The sequence below is a fragment of the Rhodoferax sp. OV413 genome, from assembly GCF_900104385.1.
Taxonomy (GTDB): Bacteria; Pseudomonadota; Gammaproteobacteria; order Burkholderiales; family Burkholderiaceae_C; genus Rhodoferax_B.
Genome location: NZ_FNJA01000002.1, coordinates 588,038 through 605,851, shown reverse-complemented (window position 1 = coordinate 605,851; position 17,814 = coordinate 588,038). Strand labels below are relative to the sequence as shown.

General features: G+C 65.5%; 14 protein-coding genes. 6 read left to right on the top strand and 8 right to left on the bottom strand.

The features are described 5' to 3' along the window. The first annotated feature begins 53 nt into the window (after positions 1–53). Positions 54–2,495 (top strand): TonB-dependent siderophore receptor, encoded by a 2,442-nt coding sequence (locus tag BLT66_RS10285; RefSeq protein ID WP_092757582.1) that lies wholly within the window; start codon positions 54–56, stop codon positions 2,493–2,495. Between the two features lie 3 nt (positions 2,496–2,498). Here the strand turns inward: BLT66_RS10285 and BLT66_RS10280 are convergent, their stop codons facing one another. The 3 genes from BLT66_RS10280 to BLT66_RS10270 all read right to left on the bottom strand — a co-directional run bounded on the left by BLT66_RS10280 (position 2,499) and on the right by BLT66_RS10270 (position 5,643). Continuing rightward, positions 2,499–3,452: a LysR family transcriptional regulator gene (locus BLT66_RS10280; RefSeq protein ID WP_092757581.1), complete on the bottom strand. Its 954-nt coding sequence runs from the start codon at positions 3,450–3,452 to the stop codon at positions 2,499–2,501. A gap of 87 nt (positions 3,453–3,539) precedes the next feature. After that, on the bottom strand, positions 3,540–4,724 hold the full coding sequence (locus tag BLT66_RS10275; protein WP_092757580.1) for a CaiB/BaiF CoA transferase family protein: 1,185 nt from the start codon (positions 4,722–4,724) through the stop codon (positions 3,540–3,542). Next, entirely contained in the window at positions 4,717–5,643 is a 927-nt protein-coding gene (locus BLT66_RS10270) for a hydroxymethylglutaryl-CoA lyase (protein ID WP_092757579.1), read from the bottom strand. Before BLT66_RS10270 ends, BLT66_RS10275 begins: the two co-directional genes overlap by 8 nt. 70 nt (positions 5,644–5,713) lie before the next feature. Here BLT66_RS10270 and BLT66_RS10265 point away from each other — a divergent pair, with 70 nt between their 5' ends. Both BLT66_RS10265 and BLT66_RS10260 read left to right on the top strand, forming a co-directional pair. Then, positions 5,714–6,436 carry an IclR family transcriptional regulator gene (locus BLT66_RS10265; protein WP_092757578.1) on the top strand — a complete coding sequence of 241 codons (723 nt, stop codon included), beginning with the start codon at positions 5,714–5,716 and terminating at the stop codon, positions 6,434–6,436. Positions 6,437–6,559: 123 nt separating this feature from the next. Beyond that, a complete protein-coding gene (locus BLT66_RS10260) occupies positions 6,560–8,737 on the top strand; it encodes a malate synthase G (protein ID WP_092757577.1) in 2,178 nt (725 codons plus the stop codon). 420 nt (positions 8,738–9,157) lie between these two features. Here the strand turns inward: BLT66_RS10260 and BLT66_RS10255 are convergent, their stop codons facing one another. From BLT66_RS10255 to BLT66_RS10240, 4 genes are all read right to left on the bottom strand, one after another. After that, positions 9,158–10,237, bottom strand: coding sequence for an ABC transporter ATP-binding protein (locus BLT66_RS10255; RefSeq protein ID WP_092757576.1), 1,080 nt, complete (start codon positions 10,235–10,237; stop codon positions 9,158–9,160). Then, on the bottom strand, positions 10,234–11,829 hold the full coding sequence (locus tag BLT66_RS10250) for an ABC transporter permease (RefSeq protein WP_092757575.1): 1,596 nt from the start codon (positions 11,827–11,829) through the stop codon (positions 10,234–10,236). Before BLT66_RS10250 ends, BLT66_RS10255 begins: the two co-directional genes overlap by 4 nt. Positions 11,830–11,836: 7 nt before the next feature. Then, positions 11,837–12,853, bottom strand: coding sequence for an iron ABC transporter substrate-binding protein (locus BLT66_RS10245; protein WP_092757574.1), 1,017 nt, complete (start codon positions 12,851–12,853; stop codon positions 11,837–11,839). Between the two features lie 159 nt (positions 12,854–13,012). Then, entirely contained in the window at positions 13,013–13,729 is a 717-nt protein-coding gene (locus BLT66_RS10240) for a hypothetical protein (protein ID WP_143029188.1), read from the bottom strand. A gap of 274 nt (positions 13,730–14,003) precedes the next feature. On the opposite strand from BLT66_RS10240, the gene BLT66_RS10235 reads away from it, so the two are divergent. The 3 genes from BLT66_RS10235 (at position 14,004) to BLT66_RS10225 (ending at position 16,594) form a co-directional block, all read left to right on the top strand. Beyond that, entirely contained in the window at positions 14,004–14,243 is a 240-nt protein-coding gene (locus BLT66_RS10235; protein WP_092757872.1) for a cysteine-rich CWC family protein, read from the top strand. Continuing rightward, the gene (locus tag BLT66_RS10230) at positions 14,240–15,703 is read left to right on the top strand and encodes an MFS transporter (protein WP_369821588.1); all 1,464 of its coding nucleotides are present in this window, start codon (positions 14,240–14,242) and stop codon (positions 15,701–15,703) included. The genes BLT66_RS10235 and BLT66_RS10230 overlap by 4 nt, the downstream gene beginning before the upstream one ends. Before the next feature lie 126 nt (positions 15,704–15,829). Then, a complete protein-coding gene (locus BLT66_RS10225; protein ID WP_092757572.1) occupies positions 15,830–16,594 on the top strand; it encodes a class II glutamine amidotransferase in 765 nt (254 codons plus the stop codon). A 65-nt stretch (positions 16,595–16,659) separates the two neighbouring features. Here the strand turns inward: BLT66_RS10225 and gshB are convergent, their stop codons facing one another. After that, positions 16,660–17,646: a glutathione synthase gene (gshB, locus tag BLT66_RS10220; protein ID WP_092757571.1), complete on the bottom strand. Its 987-nt coding sequence runs from the start codon at positions 17,644–17,646 to the stop codon at positions 16,660–16,662. Positions 17,647–17,814: the final 168 nt, after the last annotated feature.

The following is a 17,814-nucleotide window of genomic DNA, read 5'->3' as shown; positions in this document are numbered from 1 at the left end:
GACAAGCCTCGGAAGCCCTTCACACCCCAGTAACCGCTCTTCCGAGGAGTCCCATGCCTGTATTTCACCCCGTGCCATTGCGCGCGCTGGCCGCCGCCGTGGCCACCGTCTGCATGTTCAGTGCCCATGCGCAGTCCGTCCACAGCTACGACCTGCCCGCCCAGCCGCTGGGCAGCAGCTTGGCGCGCATTGCAGGCACCAGCGGCCAGCAGATCAGCATCGATGCCGAGCTAGTGCGCGGGCTGAATGCGCCCGTGGTGCGCGGCAGCTACACCACCGAGCAGGCCGCACAGGCGGCTTTGACGGGCAGCGGGCTGGATCTGGTCAAAACAGCAGGCGGCCACTGGACGCTGCGCAAAGCCGTTGCAGCCACCACCCCTGCATCCACCACCACCCTGCCGACCGTAACGGTGACCGCCCAAGCCGAGCGCAGCGCCACCACCGAAGGCAGCGGCAGCTACACCACCGACGCCGTGACGACGGCGACCAAGCTCGACCTGTCCCTGCGCGAAACGCCGCAATCGGTCTCGGTCATCACGCAGCAGCAGATGGAGGACCAGGGTGCGACCACCATCGACCAGGTGGTGCGCGGCGCCACCGGCATCACCGTGCAGACAGGCCAGGCCGACACGGCCATCTATACCGCGCGCGGCTTCGGCGTGGCGCAGCAGTACGACGGCATTCCCGACGGCACACCGGCCACCGACTTCGGCGCACGCATCACCAGCCAGCAGGACGACCTGGTGCTCTATGACCGCGTCGAAATCCTGCGTGGTGCCGCAGGGCTCACGCAGGGCAACGGCCAGCCGGGCGGCGCGATCAACCTGGTACGCAAGAAGCCCACGCGCGAGTTCCAGGGCAGCGCCAGCGTCAGCGTGGGCTCGTGGGATGCTTACCGGACCGAAGTCGACATCTCCGGGCCGCTGGTGGAAGGTGGCCGGCTGCGGGGGCGCCTGGTGGCCGCCTTTGATGACAGCCATTCATTCCAGAACGTGGTCAACGAGAAAAAGACCGTGCTGTACGGCGTGCTGGAAGCCGACCTCACCCCCGACACGACCGTGAGCCTGGGCCTGTCATCCCAAAAAGCCAAGGGCGCGCAGGAATGGTGGGGGCTGCCCTTCTACGCCGACGGTAGCGACATCGGCATGCCGCGCTCCACCTACCTGGGCGCGAACTGGAACCTGTCTGACCGCGACCGCACCACGATTTATGCCGACCTCGAACAGCGCTTCGCCAACGCCTGGAAGTTCAGGCTGTCGGCCCGGAGCAACCGGACCGATATGTACAAAGAAGGCACGGCCGGCAGCGGCCCGGTGTCGGCCGCGGACGACCTGGTCGGCTTCGGCCTTTCTTCCGGCCCGTTCGTCTACGACACGCAGGCCGATGGGCTCGACCTCTACGCCTCCGGGCCGTTCCGCCTGCTGGGCCGCAACCACGAACTGGTGCTGGGCGCGTCCACCCAGCGCAGCGAGATGCACATGGACAACTACGTCTTCGCCAACGACGCGAACGGCACAGTGAATATCCACGCCTGGGACCCCGCCAGCTTTGTACGCCCCCAAGGCGGGCTGGCACACCGCTCGCGTTTTTCTGAGACCAGCCGGCAGCATGCGGGCTACGCCACTACGCGCCTGAGCTTGTCCGACCCGCTAAAGCTGATCATCGGCGCGCGCTTGAGCCGTTACGAGAACGTCTACCGGGCCGCTGGCGTCGCACCCGCCACCTGGGGCTATGACATCCGCAGCAGCACCGACAACACGCTGACACCTTATGCGGGTCTGGTGTACGACCTCAATCCGAACACCTCGCTCTACGCCAGTTACGCGGACATCTTCGAAGCCCAAAACGCCAAGGGTGCGGACCAAAAGGTGCTCGACCCCATCGTCGGGGCCAACTTTGAAGCGGGCATCAAGCGCGAGTTTTTCAACAAACGGCTGAATGCCTCGCTGGCCCTCTTTCGGATCGACCAGAAGAACCGGCCGCTGCTCGATACCAATGCGCCGCTGCCTTGCGGCACCGCCTTCAGCTGCTATGTACCCTCAGGCAAAGTCCGCAGCCAGGGCTTCGAAACAGAGGTCGCCGGCAGCCCGGCACCAGGATGGCAACTGTCCGCGGGCTACACCTACAACACGACCAAATACCTCAACGACACCGCGGCCGAAGGCAATGTATTCAGCAGTTTCACGCCCCGGCACCTGCTGCGCCTGAGCAGCGCGCACCGCCTGCCCGGCACGCTGCAAGCATGGACTGTAGGCGGCTCACTGCGCGCGCAAAGCCAGCAGTATGTGGAGAGCGGCTCGGTTCGACTAGAACAGAAGGCCTACGCGGTGGCCGACCTGCTGCTGGCTTACCGCATCAGCGATACAACCTCCGTGCAGTTCAACCTGAAGAACGTCTTTGACCAGCGCTACTGGGCCGGACTCAGTTCCACCCGCTACCAAAACTTCTACGGAGAACCGCGCAACGCGAGCCTGGTGCTACGCACCAAGTTCTGACCGCTATCCGGCGGCATGCAACGCGGCCCCACCGCGCCAGAAATCTGCCCGACCGTAGTGCTGCTTCAGAAAATCGATCCATAGCCGCACCCGCAATGGCAGGTGCTTGCGCTGGGCGAACACCGCGTAAATGCCGTTCGGCGGTGCGGCGAACGCGTCCAGCACCGACACCAGCTGGCCGCGGGCGATCTCGGCCTCCACCTCCCAGGTGCTGCGCCAGGCAATGCCGTAGCCTGCCAGGCACCAGTCGTGCAGCACCTGGCCGTCCGAGCAGTCCAGCGGGCCGCCGGGCTTGGTATAGAAGGTTTCAAAGCCATCTTTTTCGCCCGACGCTGCCGGAATCCGGAACGCCCAGCCGCGGGTTTGCGAAGACTCGCTGGACAAGGCCAGGCAGGCGAACTTGCCCAGCTCGCTGGGGTGCTGTGGCGTGCCGTGGCGCTTCAGGAACGCCGGCGTGGCCACGCACAAACGCCGGTTGTCGGCCAGGCGCACGCTGACCAGGCTGGAATCCGGCAGGTCACCGACCCGCACTGCGCAGTCAAAGCCATCGCGCCCCAGGTCCACGACACGGTCGCTGAGGTTCAGCGACACCGTCACCTCGGGGTGCTGCTCGCGGAACCAGGGCACCAGCGGCGCCACGTGGCGGCGGCCAAAGCCGGCCGGCGCGGTGATGCGCAAATGGCCGCTGGCCTGGACGCCGCCGGCCGAGACGCTGGCCTCGGCCTGGGCCAGGTCGGCCAGCACGCGCTGGCAGTCTTCCAGAAACGCGCTGCCTTCGTGCGTCAGGCTGATGCGCCGGGTGGTGCGCAGCAACAGCTTGACGCCCAGTCGCTCTTCCAGCGCATCAAGACGCCGGCCGATGATGGCCGGCGCCACGCCCTCGGCCTTGGCGGCCGCGGTCAGGCTGCCGCGGGTGACGACGGCGACGAAGGTCTCAAGCTGCTTGAATTGGGCCATGCCGGATTATCCGCACGCCGGAAATTTATGAAAAATAAGGCTCTGGCGCAGATAACACCTGCGCCAGCAGCTATTTAATCCATAGCATCAAGGCGCACTGAGCGCAGCAATTTCGGCGTCGCCATAGCCTAGCTCGCGCAACAGCTCGGCGCTGTGCTCACCCAGGCGCGGCGGGTTCAGGCGGATGCCGGGGCGCTGGCCGTCGAGCATCAGCGGCAGCAACACCGCCTTGGTACTGCGGCCATCGGGCAAGGTGATGGGCGCCAGGCCGCCGGTGGCGTTCAGGTGCGGGTCGTCCAGCAGGTCGTGCGGGCGGGTGATGGGGGCGAAGGGCAAGGCGTGCTTCTCGAACACGGCCGATATCTCGGCGGCACTAAAAACCGCCAGGCGCTCGCGCAGCAGCGGCAGCATCCAGTCGCGCGCATGGACCCGTTCGTTGTTGCTGGCCAGGCGCGCATCGGCCTGCAGATCGGCAAAGCCGAAGGCGGTGCAAAAAGTGGCCCAGGCCGAGTCGCTGACCACGGCCAGGAAGATCTGCTCGCCGTCCTTGACCGCGAACACGTCGTAAATCGCCCAGGCCGAGATGCGCGCCGGCATGGGTGCGGCCGGCTTGCCGGTGACGGCGAACTGCATCATGTGCTGCGCCACCAGGAACACGTTGTTCTCGAACAAGGCGCTTTGCACCTCCTGGCCCCGGCCGGTCTTCTCGCGCTGGGCCAGCGCCGCCATGGCGCCGATAGCACCGAACATGCCGCCCATGATGTCGTTGACGCTGGTGCCCGCGCGCAGCGGGTCGCCGGGCCGGCCCGTCATGTAGGCCAGGCCGCCCATCATCTGCACCACTTCGTCGAGCGCGGTGCGGTGGTCGTAGGGGCCGGGCAAAAAGCCCTTGTGGCTGATGTAGATCAGGCGCGGGTTCAGCGTCTTCAGGCTGGCGTAGTCCAGACCCAGCTTGGCCATGGTGCCGGGCTTGAAGTTCTCGCTGACGATGTCGGCGGTGGCGATCAGCCGCAGCGCGGCCTCTTTGCCGGCCGGCGTTTGCAGGTCGAGTGCCAGGCTTTTCTTGTTGCGGTTGAACATGGGGAAGAAGCCCGCCCCAGAGCCCACCAGCTTGCGCGTGGCATCGCCCTCGCGGCCATGGCCTATGGGCTCGACCTTGATGACCTCGGCACCCAGGTCGGCCAGCAGCATGCCGCAGGACGGGCCCATCACCATGTGGGTGAACTCGACTACGCGGATGCCCGCATACGGGAGGGTGTTGGGTTCAGACATTCTTGAATCCTTTGGGTAAGCCCGCTTCGGGCGTCATGCCGTAAATCGGCTCGCCCGGCAGGCCGGCTTGCAGCGGTGCGCGGGCGGCCATGAGTTTTTCGATGTCGATGCCCGTGTCTATGCCCATGGCTTCGAACATGAACACCAGGTCTTCGGTAACCACATTGCCCGAGGCACCGGGCGCATACGGGCAGCCGCCGAGTCCGCCCAGCGAGGCATCGAAAGTGCGCACACCCACGTCATAGGCTGCCAAGCAGTTCGCCAGGCCCAGGCCGCGGGTGTTGTGCATGTGGGCAGCGCCGGTCTTGTCGCCGATCTCGGCGCGCACCAGGTTAAACAGGCGCCGCACCTGGGCGGGGTTGGCCATGCCGGTGGTGTCCGACAGGCCCACTTCGTCTACCCCCGCGCGCACCAGCTCGGAGGCCAGCCAGACCACGTCTTCGTCGGCCACCCGGGCTTGCAGGGTGCAGCCGAAGGCGGTGGACATGCCGACCTCAATCGGCACCTGCGGCGCGGTCGCATTGCGCAGGGCGACGATGCGCTCCACCTCGGCCACCATTTCCTCGCGGGTCTTGCGCACATTGGCCAGCGAATGGGCGGCACTGGCGGACACCGGAATCGTCAGCTTGTGCACGCCGGCCTGCAGCGCGGCCTCGGCGCCGCGCGCATTCGGCACCAGGGCCATCACGGTCCAGCCGGGCAAGGCCAGTGCGTGGCGCACGACATCGGCCACATCGGCCATCTGCGGCAGCAGCTTAGCGGGCACGAAGGAGCCGACCTCGATCTCGCGCAGGCCTGCCGCATGCAAGGCGGTTATCCAGCGCAGCTTGTGGGCGGTGGACATGGTGGCCTGGACCGACTGCAGGCCGTCGCGTGGGCCGACTTCGCTGATCAAAATAGAACGGATGGAGTTTTTCATAAAATTCTGTAAGATAGAACAATATTCTTTCTATTGAAATAGTCACAGTTTCCCACTGTGCTGTCAACCCATGCCACGCAAAGCCCAAACCGAATCCCTGGCCGACAGCCATGCCGCTCCCGGCGGCGCTGCCGCAGTAGACCGCGCGCTAACCCTGTTGTCGGCCTTCCGCAGCGGCGATCTGGCGCTGGGCCTGGCCGAGCTGGCCGAGCGCACGCGCTTGTACAAAAGTACGGTGCTGCGCCTGCTGGCCTCGCTGGAGCACGCGCGACTGGTGCAGCGCCTGGACGACGGCCGTTACGCGCTAGGGGCCGAGGTCGCGCGCCTGCACAGCGTCTACCAGGCGGCGTTTTCGCTCGACCGTGTCGTGCTGCCGGTGTTGCGCCAGCTGGTGGCTGCCACCGGCGAAAGCGCGGCCTACCATGTGCGCCAAGGTGATGTACGGTTGTGCCGCTACCGGGTCGATTCGCCGCACCCGATCCGCGACCACATCAAGGCTGGCGACGTGCTGCCGCTTGAGAACGGCACCGGCGGCCGCGTGCTGACCGCCTTCGGCAGCGACAGCAAGCAAGCAGCCCAGGACCGGGCCTTGTACGCGCAGATCCGGGCCCAGGGCTACTACACCGCGGTGGGCGACCGGCTCGCCGAGGTGGCCGGCATCTCGGCACCGGTGTTTGACAGCGCGGGCGCGATCGCCGCCGCCGTCACCCTGACCATGCCCGCGCACCGCTACGACGAGCGCTATGTGGTGCATGTGCTGGAGGCCGCACGCAGCCTGAGCGGCCAGGTCTGATTGCATTCATTTAAGTCACATATAAATACGATTTAATCCGGTTAATGCGTCTTAAAGGTTCGAATACAGTAGGCCTATCGTTTGCTTTAATTACCCATCCTCCCCATCGCAAAGGCGCACACCATGACCGCACGCACGACACGCCACCAGCTGCAGGTAGCCACCGTTCTCGAACGCTTCATCGAAGAAAAAGTGCTGCCCGGCACGGGCGTGGACAGCGCCCAGTTCTGGGCCGGTTTTGATGCCATCGTGGCCGACCTGGCGCCGAAGAACATCGCTCTGCTGGCCGAACGCGACCGCTTACAGCTGGAACTCGACACCTGGCACAAAGCCCACCCCGGCCCGATTGCCGACATGCCGGCCTACCGTGCGTTCCTGGAATCCATCGGCTACCTGGTGCCCATGCCCGCCAACGTGACGGCCACCACCAGCAATGTCGACGCCGAACTGGCCCTGCAAGCCGGCCCGCAGCTGGTGGTGCCGGTGCTGAACGCGCGCTATGCGCTGAACGCCGCCAACGCGCGCTGGGGTAGCCTGTACGACGCGCTGTACGGCACGGATGCCGTTTCGGAGGCCGGTGGCGCCGAAAAAGGCAAGGGCTACAACCCGGTGCGCGGCGCCAAGGTCATCGCCTTCGCCCGCAATGTGCTGGACCAGGCCGCGCCGCTGGCCAATGGCTCGCACAAGGAAGCCACCGGCTATAGCGTCAAGCATGGCCAGTTGGTCGTCACCCTGCACAACAGCAGCACGCACCTGGCGCACCCCGAGGCCTTTATCGGCTACCAGGGCGATGCGGCTGCCCCCAGCTCCATCCTGCTGCAGCACAACGGCCTGCACATCGACATCCAGATCGACCGCAGCACGACCATCGGCAAGACCGACGCCGCGGGCATCAGCGACGTGGTGCTGGAAGCCGCGCTGTCCACCATCCTGGATCTGGAAGACTCTGTCGCCGTGGTCGACGCCGAAGACAAGGTGCTGGCCTACAGCAACTGGCTTGGCATCCAGCTGGGCACGCTGACCGAGGAAGTGCACAAGGGCAACAGCACCTTCACCCGCCGCCTGAACCCGGACCGCCAATACACCGGCGCGGCTGGCGGCGAAGTGACTCTGCACGGCCGTTCGCTGATGTTTGTGCGCAACGTCGGCCATCTGATGACCAACCCGGCCGTTCTGTACGGTAACGGCCAGGAAATCCCCGAAGGCATCCTGGACGCGATGGTCACCGTCACCATCGCCATGCACGATTTGAAACGCAAGGGCAATTCGCGCACCGGCTCGGTCTACATCGTCAAACCCAAGATGCACGGCCCGGCCGAAGTGGCTTTTGCCTGCGAGCTGTTTGGCCGCGTCGAAGCCGTGCTGGGCCTGCCGGAAAACACCGTCAAGCTGGGCATCATGGACGAAGAGCGCCGCACCAGCGTGAATCTGAAAGCCTGTATCGCCGCCGCCAGCGCGCGCGTGGCCTTCATCAACACCGGCTTCCTGGACCGCACCGGGGATGAGATGCACACCGCCATGCACGCCGGCCCCATGGTGCGCAAGGGCGACATGAAGACCAGCGCCTGGATCCAGGCCTACGAGAAGAACAATGTGCTGGTCGGACTCAGCTGCGGCCTGCGCGGCAAGGCCCAGATCGGCAAAGGCATGTGGGCCATGCCGGACCTGATGGCGGCGATGCTGGAGCAAAAGATTGCCCACCCCAAGGCCGGCGCCAACACCGCCTGGGTGCCCAGCCCCACCGGCGCCACCCTGCACGCCCTGCACTACCACCAGGTCAAGGTGTCAGATATCCAAATTCAACTGGAAAAGATCGACGCCAACGCCGAACGCGAAACCCTGCTGAACGGCCTGCTGACCATCCCCGTCAGCGCCGCGCCGCACTGGAGCGCCGCCGAAAAGCAGCAGGAGCTGGACAACAACGCCCAGGGCATTTTGGGTTACGTGGTGCGCTGGGTCGACCAGGGCGTCGGCTGCTCCAAGGTGCCCGACATCCACAACGTCGGCCTGATGGAAGACCGCGCCACCCTGCGCATCAGCAGCCAGCACATGGCCAACTGGTTGCTGCACGGCGTGGTCACCAAGGCGCAAATCACCGAAACCTTCGAGCGCATGGCCGCCGTGGTAGATGGGCAAAATGCGGGCGATTCCTTGTATACGAACATGGCAGGGAACTTCACCAGCTCGGCGGCCTACAAGGCAGCCTGCGATCTAGTGTTCAAGGGCCTGGAGCAACCCAGCGGCTACACCGAGCCGCTGCTGCACGCCTGGCGCCTGAAGGTGAAGGCGGGCAAGGCTTGAGTGGATTGCTATTGAATTAGCAGCTGCTTGCGCTTATAAAGTAAGCTCAGAAGCCTGATTTCATGCACAAAAAATGGCACCTGCGGGTGCCATTTATTTTTGCTACTCCAATAATAGCTGCCTGCGCAGTCTCTATCTGCGCAGAGGGCATATCTCATGCCAAAAATGCAAAACGGCAGCCTGGGCTGCCGTTATACCGGAGTCTCACCGCGCCGGGGTTGCCGGACGGGCGGGAAATACCCCGTTGGGAATCAACGGGCGGGCATACGGCGACGATCGCGGTCGTCGGAAGGCCAGTTGTATTCGGTGGTACGTTGCGTGGTGCTCATGGGAATCTCCTTGTGCACCTACAACGAACCGTCTTCCCCCACGGTTGACAATTTTTTTACAAGTTTTTTACCGGCTGCGCCGCACCTGGCCTCAAACCGTGACGGATTCCACAAAAACATGGGCTTGGCCCATCACGGTAATTTGCACGGTCGAACCCAGCGGCGGGATGTGGATGGCCGGGGTACGCACCAGCAGCGGCGCCGTGGCGGCCTGGGCCTCGCCCATCAGGCGTACCGTCAGGCCGCACAGCGCGCCGCCAAAGTCGATGTCTTCCACCACGCCGTAGCAGGCTTCGGCGTCCGGGTCCAGCGCCTCAGCCGGCACCTGGGTCAGCTGCAACTGCTCGGGGCGCAACATGATCTGTGCGGCACCGCGGCGTTGCGCGTCGTCAGCCGCCACCACGCCCAGCGCGCAGGTCGCCCAGCCCTGGGCCAACTGGGCTGGCAGCACAATGGTTTCACCCAGGAACTGGGCCGTGGCCGGGTCGGTCGGGCGCAGGTACAAGGCGTGCGGCGGTCCAACCTGGGCCAGCTGGCCGGCGCGCATCACGGCTACTTGGTCGGCGAACGACAGGGCTTCGGCCTGGTCGTGGGTGACCAGAATGGTAGTGATGCCGGCCGCGCCCAGCAGTTGGGCCACGGCCTTGCGGGTACTGGCGCGCAGGCCGGTGTCGAGTGCCGAAAAAGGCTCGTCCAGCAGCATCAGGCGCGGGCTTTGCGCCAAGGCCCGGGCCAGGGCGACGCGCTGCTGCTGGCCGCCCGACAGCTCGTGCGGGCGACGCGTCAGCATGGCGGGGTCGAGCGCCACCATCTGCATCAGCTCATGGATGCGCTGGCTGCGCTTCGGGTCGTTGCGGGCCAGGCCAAAGCCGACGTTGTCGGCCACGCTGAGATGGGGAAACAATGCGCCCTCTTGCGGCACAAAACCAATGCCGCGCCGGTGGGCGGGGATGGAATCCGGGCCATTGGCCAGCACCTGGCCGCCCAGGGTGACGCGGCCGACGTCGGGCGCCTCGAAGCCGGCAATGATGCGCAGCAGCGTGGTCTTGCCCGAGCCAGACGGTCCAACGATGGCAGTGCGGCTGCCGGCGGGCACATGCAGGTCCACCCCGGCCAAGGCCAGCATGGGGCCGTAGCTTTTGCGCACCGCGTGTAATTCAAGAAAACTCATCGTCCAGCGGTCCGTTTCGATTGCACGTATAAAAGCCAGGTCAGTGGCATGGACAGCAGCACCATGGTCAGCGCGTAGGGCGCAGCCGCCGCGTAGTCGATCTCGCTGCTGAAGGCCCAGAAGGCGGTGGCCAGGGTTTGCGTGCCGGTGGGTGCCAGCAGCAAAGTCGCCGTCAATTCATTGGTAATGCCCAGCGACACCAGGGCCATGCCGGCCGCCGCGCCGGGGGCGGCCAGCCGCATCGTCACCGACCACAAAGCCTGCGCGGGCGAACGGCCCAGGCTGCGGGCCGCGTATTCCAGCTCGATAGGCGCCTGGGCAATACCGGCACGCAGACTGACCAGCGCGCGCGGCAGGAACATCAGCATATAGGCCAGCAAGATCGTCGCTGCGGTCTGGTACAGCGGCAGCGCGACCCGCACGGTGATGGTGACCAGCGCCAGCGCCACCACCACGCCAGGCAGAGAGCCGACCATGTAGTTGCACGCCTCCAGCACGCGCTGCAGCTTGCCCGGCGCGCGGATCGACAACCAGGCCATGGGCACCGAAACCAGCGTGGTCAGCAGCCCGCCCACCAAGGCCAGCAGCAGGGTCTGGCCCAAGGCGGCGCCCATCGCGTCAAGCTGCCAGACGGCGCTGCCGCCGGCAATCAGCCAGCGGCCCAGCGTGAAAAACGGCACGCCCAGGGCCAGCAAGGTGGTGGCAAACGGCAGTAGCCAGGCCAGCACGGTATAGCGGCCCAAACCGCTGCGCAGCGGCATGCGGGCCGCGCCGGTGCCGACGCGCGCATAGCGCTCGCTGCCGCGCACGCCCGACTCCAGCCCCAGCAATACAAAACAGCAAACCACCAGCACGCCGGCCAGCATATTGGCCGCCGGCCCGTTGTAGGTGGACTGGAACTGGTCGACGATGGCCGTGGTGAAGGTATCGAACCGGATCATCACGAACAAGCCATATTCGGCCAGCAGGTGCAGGCCGACCAGCAGCGCACCGCCGCACAAAGCCAGCCGCAGCTGCGGCAAGACCACTCGGAAGAACACGCCCCAGGGGCCGAGGCCCAGCGAGGCGGCGGCATCTTCCATGCCCGGGTCGAGCCGGCGCAGCGCGGCCGACAAGGGCAGATACATGAACGGGAAATACGCGATCACCGACACCAGCACGCCGCCCAGCAGGCCGTGCAGGCTGGGCGCTACCGTCATCCAGGCATAGCTGTGGACAAAAGCCGGCACCGCCAACGGGGCCACGGCCAGCCAGGACCAGGTGCGGGCGCCGGGCAGGTCGCTGCGCTCAGTCAGCCAGGCCAGGGCCAAGGCCAGCACCGCACACAAGGGGACCGTGATGACCACCAGCAGAGCGGTGTTGACCAGCAATTCGCCGACCCGTGGGCGGAACACCAGGGGCGCCGCCACATCCCAGCCGGTCTGCCAGGCCACCCAGACCACAAAGCCCAGCGGCAGCAGCGCGAACAAGGACACCAACACCGCCGCCGACCCGACCCAGGAGAAGCCCCTGGGGCCACGGCGGCGCAAGCCATGCAGCGGCGCACCTACAGCGGCAGGTGCGCGGGGGATGGCCGAAGGAACGACTGACACCGGAGGTTTACAGCAGGCCGGCCTGTGTCATCAGGTCCGATACCTTTTTGCTGTTCAGCTTGGAAGGGTCGACTTTGGGCGCTTGCAGCTCGGCCAGCGGCACCAGCTTGGGGTTGGACTGCGCGCCCACGCCCACGGCGTATTCATACGAGTCGCCGGTCTTCAGGATCTCTTGGCCGCCCTTGCCCGCCACCCACTTGACGAAGGCCTGGGCCTGGGCTGCATGCTTGCTGGTGGACAGCACGCCGCCGCCGGAGATGCTGACGAAAGCGCCTGGATCTTCGTTGCGGAAGTAGTGCAGGCCGGTGTTCTTGCTGTTCTCGCCGGTCTTGGCCTGGTCGCCAAAATGGTAGTAGTGGTAAATCACGCCGCCGTCGATCTGGCCGGCGTTGACCGCCTTCATCACCGTGCTATTGCCCTTGTAGGGCGTGGCGTTTTCCTTCATGGCCTTGAGCCAGCCGGCGGTGACGGTTTCGCCCTTCAGCTCCAGCAGCGCGCTGACGATAGCCTGGAAGTCGGCACCGGAGGGCGACGCCGCCCAACGGCCCTTCCAGCTGGGGTTGGCCAGGTCGAGCATGGACTTGGGCAACTGCTCCGCAGTCAGCTTGCTCTTGTTGTAGACGAAGACGGTGGTACGGGCCGCCACACCGATCCAGCGGCCATGCGATGGGCGGAAATTGGCCGGCACCTGGGCCAGCGTGGCTGCGTCCAGCGGGGCAAACAGGCCAGCCGCATCCACCAAAGCCATGGCGGGCGAATTTTCGGTCAGGAACACATCGGCCGGCGAGGCCGCGCCCTCTTGCACCAGCTGGTTGCCGAGCTCGCTGTCGCCGCCATTGCGCATGGTGACCTTGATGCCGGTTTCCTTGGTGAAGCCATCGGCCCAGGCCTGGGTCAGGCTAACGTGCTGCGCGTTGTACACCACCAGGCTGTCAGAACCCTGCGCCAGCACGACCAAAGGAGCGGCCAGCATGCTGGCGGCCAACGCGACGGCGCGGGCCAAAAACGGAAGAGATATTTTCATGAAAACACTTCAGATGGAGGGTGGACGCAGGTGCCAAAACGCACAGGGCATGGGCACCAGGGCTGCAAATAAGAACTACTTGCATCTGAATTGTACTGCGCTCCCCGCACCTGCTGGAGGCGGGGTACCGAGAGGCCACAGGGTTTGCCGATCTTTACCTCAATCTATACGGGCGCTGCGCGTACGGGCACCGGACTTGGACTGGCGGCGCTTGCGTTTGCGCTCGGCTTTCATGCGGGAATAGGCCAGCATCACGCGGGCACCGTAGATCACGATGTACATCAGCACCGCCGCGATCAGCCACGGCGTGACCTCTTGCACCAGGGCAGAAAACAGGAACGAAGCCTGCGCCTCCTCCAGTTTGCGTTGCTCTTCCGTCAAGGGCGCGGCGCGCACCCCCATGCGCGGCTCGCTGCCGGCCTGCGCCTCGGCGCGGCGCGCCATCTCCGCGCCGCCATCGTGCGCATCGGCAAAATTACCCGATGCACTGCCGTTCAGTTCGGAATTCAGGGTGTGCACGGCATCCACCACGCCGGTGGAGTTGGCCAGCTCTTTCAGGCTGGAGCGCAGCGACTCGGGTTCCGCTGCATCCGAGGTCTTGGTCGCCTCGGCACGGGGCATGGGCAGCTCGGGGCTCCCGCTACGGGCAGGGGCTTCGGCCGACTTGGCCGCCGTGGCTTTGGCCGGCGCATCGGCAGCTGCCGCCAAGGCGCTGACATCGACGGTAGGCGCCTCGGCAGCAGGCTCTGACTGGTAAGCGGAAGCAGGCTGGTCGGCTATGGGTACGGCCCAGGCGGCAGCGGCCAAGCCCCATCCCACGAGCACAGTGAGACACCCGACGGGCTTGTGGCGCCCGTTACCGACCCGCATGTCCATGATTTGTCTCCAAACGCGAAGATCCGCGAGCCCCCGCCAAGCCTTGGATCGGGGCCGTGTCCGGTCTGCGTATTGTTTTGTAATGCATTTGATTTTATGAGAAAGACGGACCTAATAGCACATACCGAACAGCACTTCCATTCGTTCAGCGTGTATACAAAAGCATAGCCAAATACTATCCAATGTGTAGCAACTACTGCACATATGCCATGCTTAAATGCCTGGTTTCCTATAAATTGAGCAGCCGATGCTTGCTGCCAGCCGCCCCACTGCCATGTCCTCCGCCGTTGATCCCCGCTATTGCCCGCTGTGCGGCCAGCCCAACCAGTGCGCGATGGAACTGGCGCGCAGCACCGGTCTGCCACCCGGGCCCTGCTGGTGCATGCAGCAATCCATCGCCCCAGAGACACTGGCGCAGATCGACCCGGCGGCGCTGGACCGGGCCTGCCTGTGCCCACGCTGCGCCGCATTACCCGCCAACAACAGCAGCCAACCAACCTCCCCCACATCTTGAGCCCGCACATCCCCACCGCCGACCTGAAAGCCCGCTACGGCGAGCGCTACCGCTGGCTGCTGTTGCTGGCGGTGATGATCGGCACCATGGCGTCCATCATGTCGTCCACCATCGTCAACGTGGCGGTGCCCGACATGAGCCACCACTTCACCCTGGGGCCGTCGCGCGCGCAGTGGGTCACCTCCGGCTTCATGGTGGCCATGACGGTGTCCATGCTGACCACGCCCTGGCTGCTGGCCCGCTACGGCTACCGGCGCACCTATGCGGGCGCCATGTGGTTGCTGATGGTCGGCGGCATCGCCGGCGGCCTGGCTGGCGACTACGGCCTGGTGCTGGCGGCCCGCGTTGCCGAAGGGCTGGCGGCCGGCGTGGTGCAGCCGATACCGGCCATCATCATCTTGCGCGCCTTCCAGCCGCACGAGCAAGGGCGCGCCAGCGGCCTGTTCGGCATGGGCGTGGTGCTGGCGCCAGCTATTGGCCCCAGCATCGGCGGCATCCTGGTCGATCTGTTCGGCTGGCGCTCGATCTTCTTCATGGTGGTGCCGTTTTGCCTGGTGTCGCTGTGGATGGCGCGCAAGTTCGTGCCCACCACCGCCCCCGGCGGCGCGCTGGCCAGCAGCGGTGCTTCGCTGGATTGGCGCGGCTTGTTACTGGCCGCGGTCGGCACGCTGTGCTTGCTGAACGGCATGGTGCAGTTGCGCGGCGGCACGCTGCCGGTAGCCGGCCTGCTGTTGCTGGGCGCGGTGCTAGCCGTGGTCGGATTCATTGCCTGGCAGCGGCGCCTAGCCGCCCGGGGCGGTGCGCCGCTGATGGACCTGGCGCTGTTCGGCTACCGGCCGTTCGCCATGGGCAGCATCGTGGCGGTGATCTACGGCACCGCGCTGTTTGGCTCGACCTATCTGCTGCCGGTCTACATGCAGGTCGGGTTGGGCCTGTCGGCCTCTTACGTGGGGGCCATCCTGCTGCCGGCCGGGCTGGTGCTGGCCATCACCATCGCCCTGGTGGGCCGGCTGGCCGACAAGCAACCCACCTACCTGCTGGTCAGCATAGGCCTGGCGCTGCTGGCCAGCTCGTTCGCGCTGATGGTGACCATTGCCCTGGGCAGCCCGATCTGGATGCTGGTGCTGTGGGCGGTGCTGGGGCGCATCGGCCTGGGCTTCATCCTGCCCTCGCTGAACCTGGGCGCAATGCGGCCGCTGGACAAGGCGTTGATCCCGCAGGGTTCGAGCGCGATCAACTTTCTGCGCATGCTGGGCGGCGCCACCGGCGTCAGCCTGTGCGGTATCGTGCTGGAATGGCGGCTCGCCGCGCACGGCGATTCGTTTGCGAACCCGGTTACCAGCCCGGAGCGGCTGATGGCGTTTAATGAGTCGTTCCTGATGCTGGCCGCGTTGTGCGCGCTGGCCCTTGTCGCCGCCTGGCAACTGAAAACTAACCGTAACACCACCCCTCCCGGCTAAATTGAGAACGCACGCACACCAGAAACACCGCAGAACTGGCTTTGCCAGGCTGCTGGTGTTGCCCCCTGCAAGGGGGTTGGCGGAAGAAGCGAAGCTCTGTAGCCTGGGGGTGAGCAAGAAGTAACCATGTGCCAACTCCTGGGAATGAACTGCAACACGCCGACCGACGTGGTGTTCAGCTTCAGCGGCTTTGCCGAACGCGGCGGCCGCACCGACCACCACAGCGACGGCTGGGGCATCGCCTTTTTCGAAGGCCGCGGCCTGCGCCATTTTGTCGACCACCAGGCGGCCTGTGAGTCGCCAGTGGCGGCGCTGATCCGCCAATACCCGATCAAGAGCCGCAACGTGATCGCCCACATCCGCAAAGCCACGCAGGGCGTGGTGGCGCTGGAGAACTGCCACCCGTTCGTGCGTGAGCTCTGGGGCCGCTACTGGGTGTTCGCCCACAACGGCGACCTGAAGGACTTCCACCCGCGGCTGCACGCCAGCTTCCAGCCGGTGGGCAATACCGACAGCGAGCGCGCGTTCTGCTGGCTGATGCAGGAGCTGGCCAAGTCGCACGCCGGCGTGCCCAGCGTGGCCGAGCTGACGCTGACCCTGCGCGAACTCAGCCAACGGATTGCGCGCCACGGCACCTTCAACTTTTTGCTCAGCAACGGCGAGGCGCTGTGGGCCCATGCCTCGACCCAGCTGCATTATGTGGAACGCAAACACCCGTTTGCCCACGCCACGCTGAAGGACGAAGACCTGAGCGTGAACTTTGCCGAGCACACCAGCGCCAACGACCGCGTGGCCATGGTGGCCACCGCGCCGCTGACCAGCAACGAAGACTGGACCGCCTTCGCCACCGGCGAACTCAAGGTATTTGTCGACGGCGCGCTGGTCGGCTGAACCGGCGCGCTATCTTTTAGATAGCTGCCAGCGCAGGTAGTATCTGCGCCAAAGCCCGATTTTCTTTAAACCGCCAGCGCGGCTTCCAGCGCGTCGATGAACAGCGCGGCCACATCGCAACCGGTCTGGTCGAAGATTTCCTGGAAGCAGGTCGGGCTGGTGACGTTGATCTCGGTCACGCAGTCGCCGATCACATCCACGCCCACCAGCAGCAGGCCGCGCGCCGCCAGGATAGGGCCCAGGGCTTCGCCGATTTCGCGGTCGCGCGCCGACAGCGGCTGGGCCACGCCCTTGCCGCCCACCGCCAGGTTGCCACGCACCTCGCCGCCCTGCGGAATCCGCGCCAGGCAATAGGGCACGGGCTTGCCGCCGATCACCAGCACGCGCTTGTCGCCCAGGGCGATCGCGGGCAGGAACTTCTGCACCATCACGCTCTCGGCGCCGTTCTTGTTCAGCGTTTCGATGATGCCGCCCAGGTTCAGCCCGTCTTCCTTGACGCGGAAGATGCCCATGCCGCCCATGCCGTCCAGCGGCTTCAGAATGATGTCCTTGTGCTCGGCGTGGAAGCGGCGGATCGCCTCGGCGCTGCGCGTCACCAGGGTCGGACCGCTGAACTGCGGGAACTCCATGATGGCCAGCTTTTCTGGGTGGTCGCGCAGCGCGCGCGGCTTGTTGAACACCTTGGCGCCCTCGCGCTCGGCCTGCTCCAGCAGGTGCGTGGCGTAGAAGAATTCGGAGTCAAACGGCGGGTCTTTGCGCATGATGATGGCGCCAAAGTCCTTCAGCGCGCGCGGGCTGTTGGCAAACAGCGGCTGGCTGACGCTGAACCAGTCGGTCTTGTCGCCCCGGGTTTGTGGATCACCGGCTTTGCCGGTGAGGTGGATATCCCGCACCTGGGCCGTCACCACACCGCCGGTCTGCCACTGCAGGTCTTGCGGTTCGCAGGCCGAGATGCTGTGGCCGCGGCGCTGGGCCTCGCGCATCATCACGAAGGTGCTGTCCTTGTAGATCTTGAAAGACTCGAGGGGATCGGCGACGAAGAGGATGTTCATGGGGTCTGGGCAGTCGAATGGTGAGCGGCGCAAAGCTTAACAGCCGGACGCAAGCGCCGCCGCAGCCCACGCCAATGCCCTGCCTGCCCCTAGGCCAGCACAAGAACCCGGCGCCGCCCGCATCACAAGGGCTCCAGCTTCACAAATCTCTACATAAGTTCATATAAA

What these genes read in the sequence shown, in the direction of transcription:
- BLT66_RS10285 (WP_092757582.1), top strand. Translation starts at nt 54, where the DNA reads ATGCCTGTATTTCACCCCGTGCCATTGCGCGCGCTGGCCGCCGCCGTG.
- BLT66_RS10280 (WP_092757581.1), bottom strand. Translation starts at nt 3,452, where the DNA reads ATGGCCCAATTCAAGCAGCTTGAGACCTTCGTCGCCGTCGTCACCCGC.
- BLT66_RS10275 (WP_092757580.1), bottom strand. Translation starts at nt 4,724, where the DNA reads ATGTCTGAACCCAACACCCTCCCGTATGCGGGCATCCGCGTAGTCGAG.
- BLT66_RS10270 (WP_092757579.1), bottom strand. Translation starts at nt 5,643, where the DNA reads ATGAAAAACTCCATCCGTTCTATTTTGATCAGCGAAGTCGGCCCACGC.
- BLT66_RS10265 (WP_092757578.1), top strand. Translation starts at nt 5,714, where the DNA reads ATGCCACGCAAAGCCCAAACCGAATCCCTGGCCGACAGCCATGCCGCT.
- BLT66_RS10260 (WP_092757577.1), top strand. Translation starts at nt 6,560, where the DNA reads ATGACCGCACGCACGACACGCCACCAGCTGCAGGTAGCCACCGTTCTC.
- BLT66_RS10255 (WP_092757576.1), bottom strand. Translation starts at nt 10,237, where the DNA reads ATGAGTTTTCTTGAATTACACGCGGTGCGCAAAAGCTACGGCCCCATG.
- BLT66_RS10245 (WP_092757574.1), bottom strand. Translation starts at nt 12,853, where the DNA reads ATGAAAATATCTCTTCCGTTTTTGGCCCGCGCCGTCGCGTTGGCCGCC.
- BLT66_RS10240 (WP_143029188.1), bottom strand. Translation starts at nt 13,729, where the DNA reads ATGGACATGCGGGTCGGTAACGGGCGCCACAAGCCCGTCGGGTGTCTC.
- BLT66_RS10235 (WP_092757872.1), top strand. Translation starts at nt 14,004, where the DNA reads ATGTCCTCCGCCGTTGATCCCCGCTATTGCCCGCTGTGCGGCCAGCCC.
- BLT66_RS10225 (WP_092757572.1), top strand. Translation starts at nt 15,830, where the DNA reads ATGTGCCAACTCCTGGGAATGAACTGCAACACGCCGACCGACGTGGTG.
- gshB (WP_092757571.1), bottom strand. Translation starts at nt 17,646, where the DNA reads ATGAACATCCTCTTCGTCGCCGATCCCCTCGAGTCTTTCAAGATCTAC.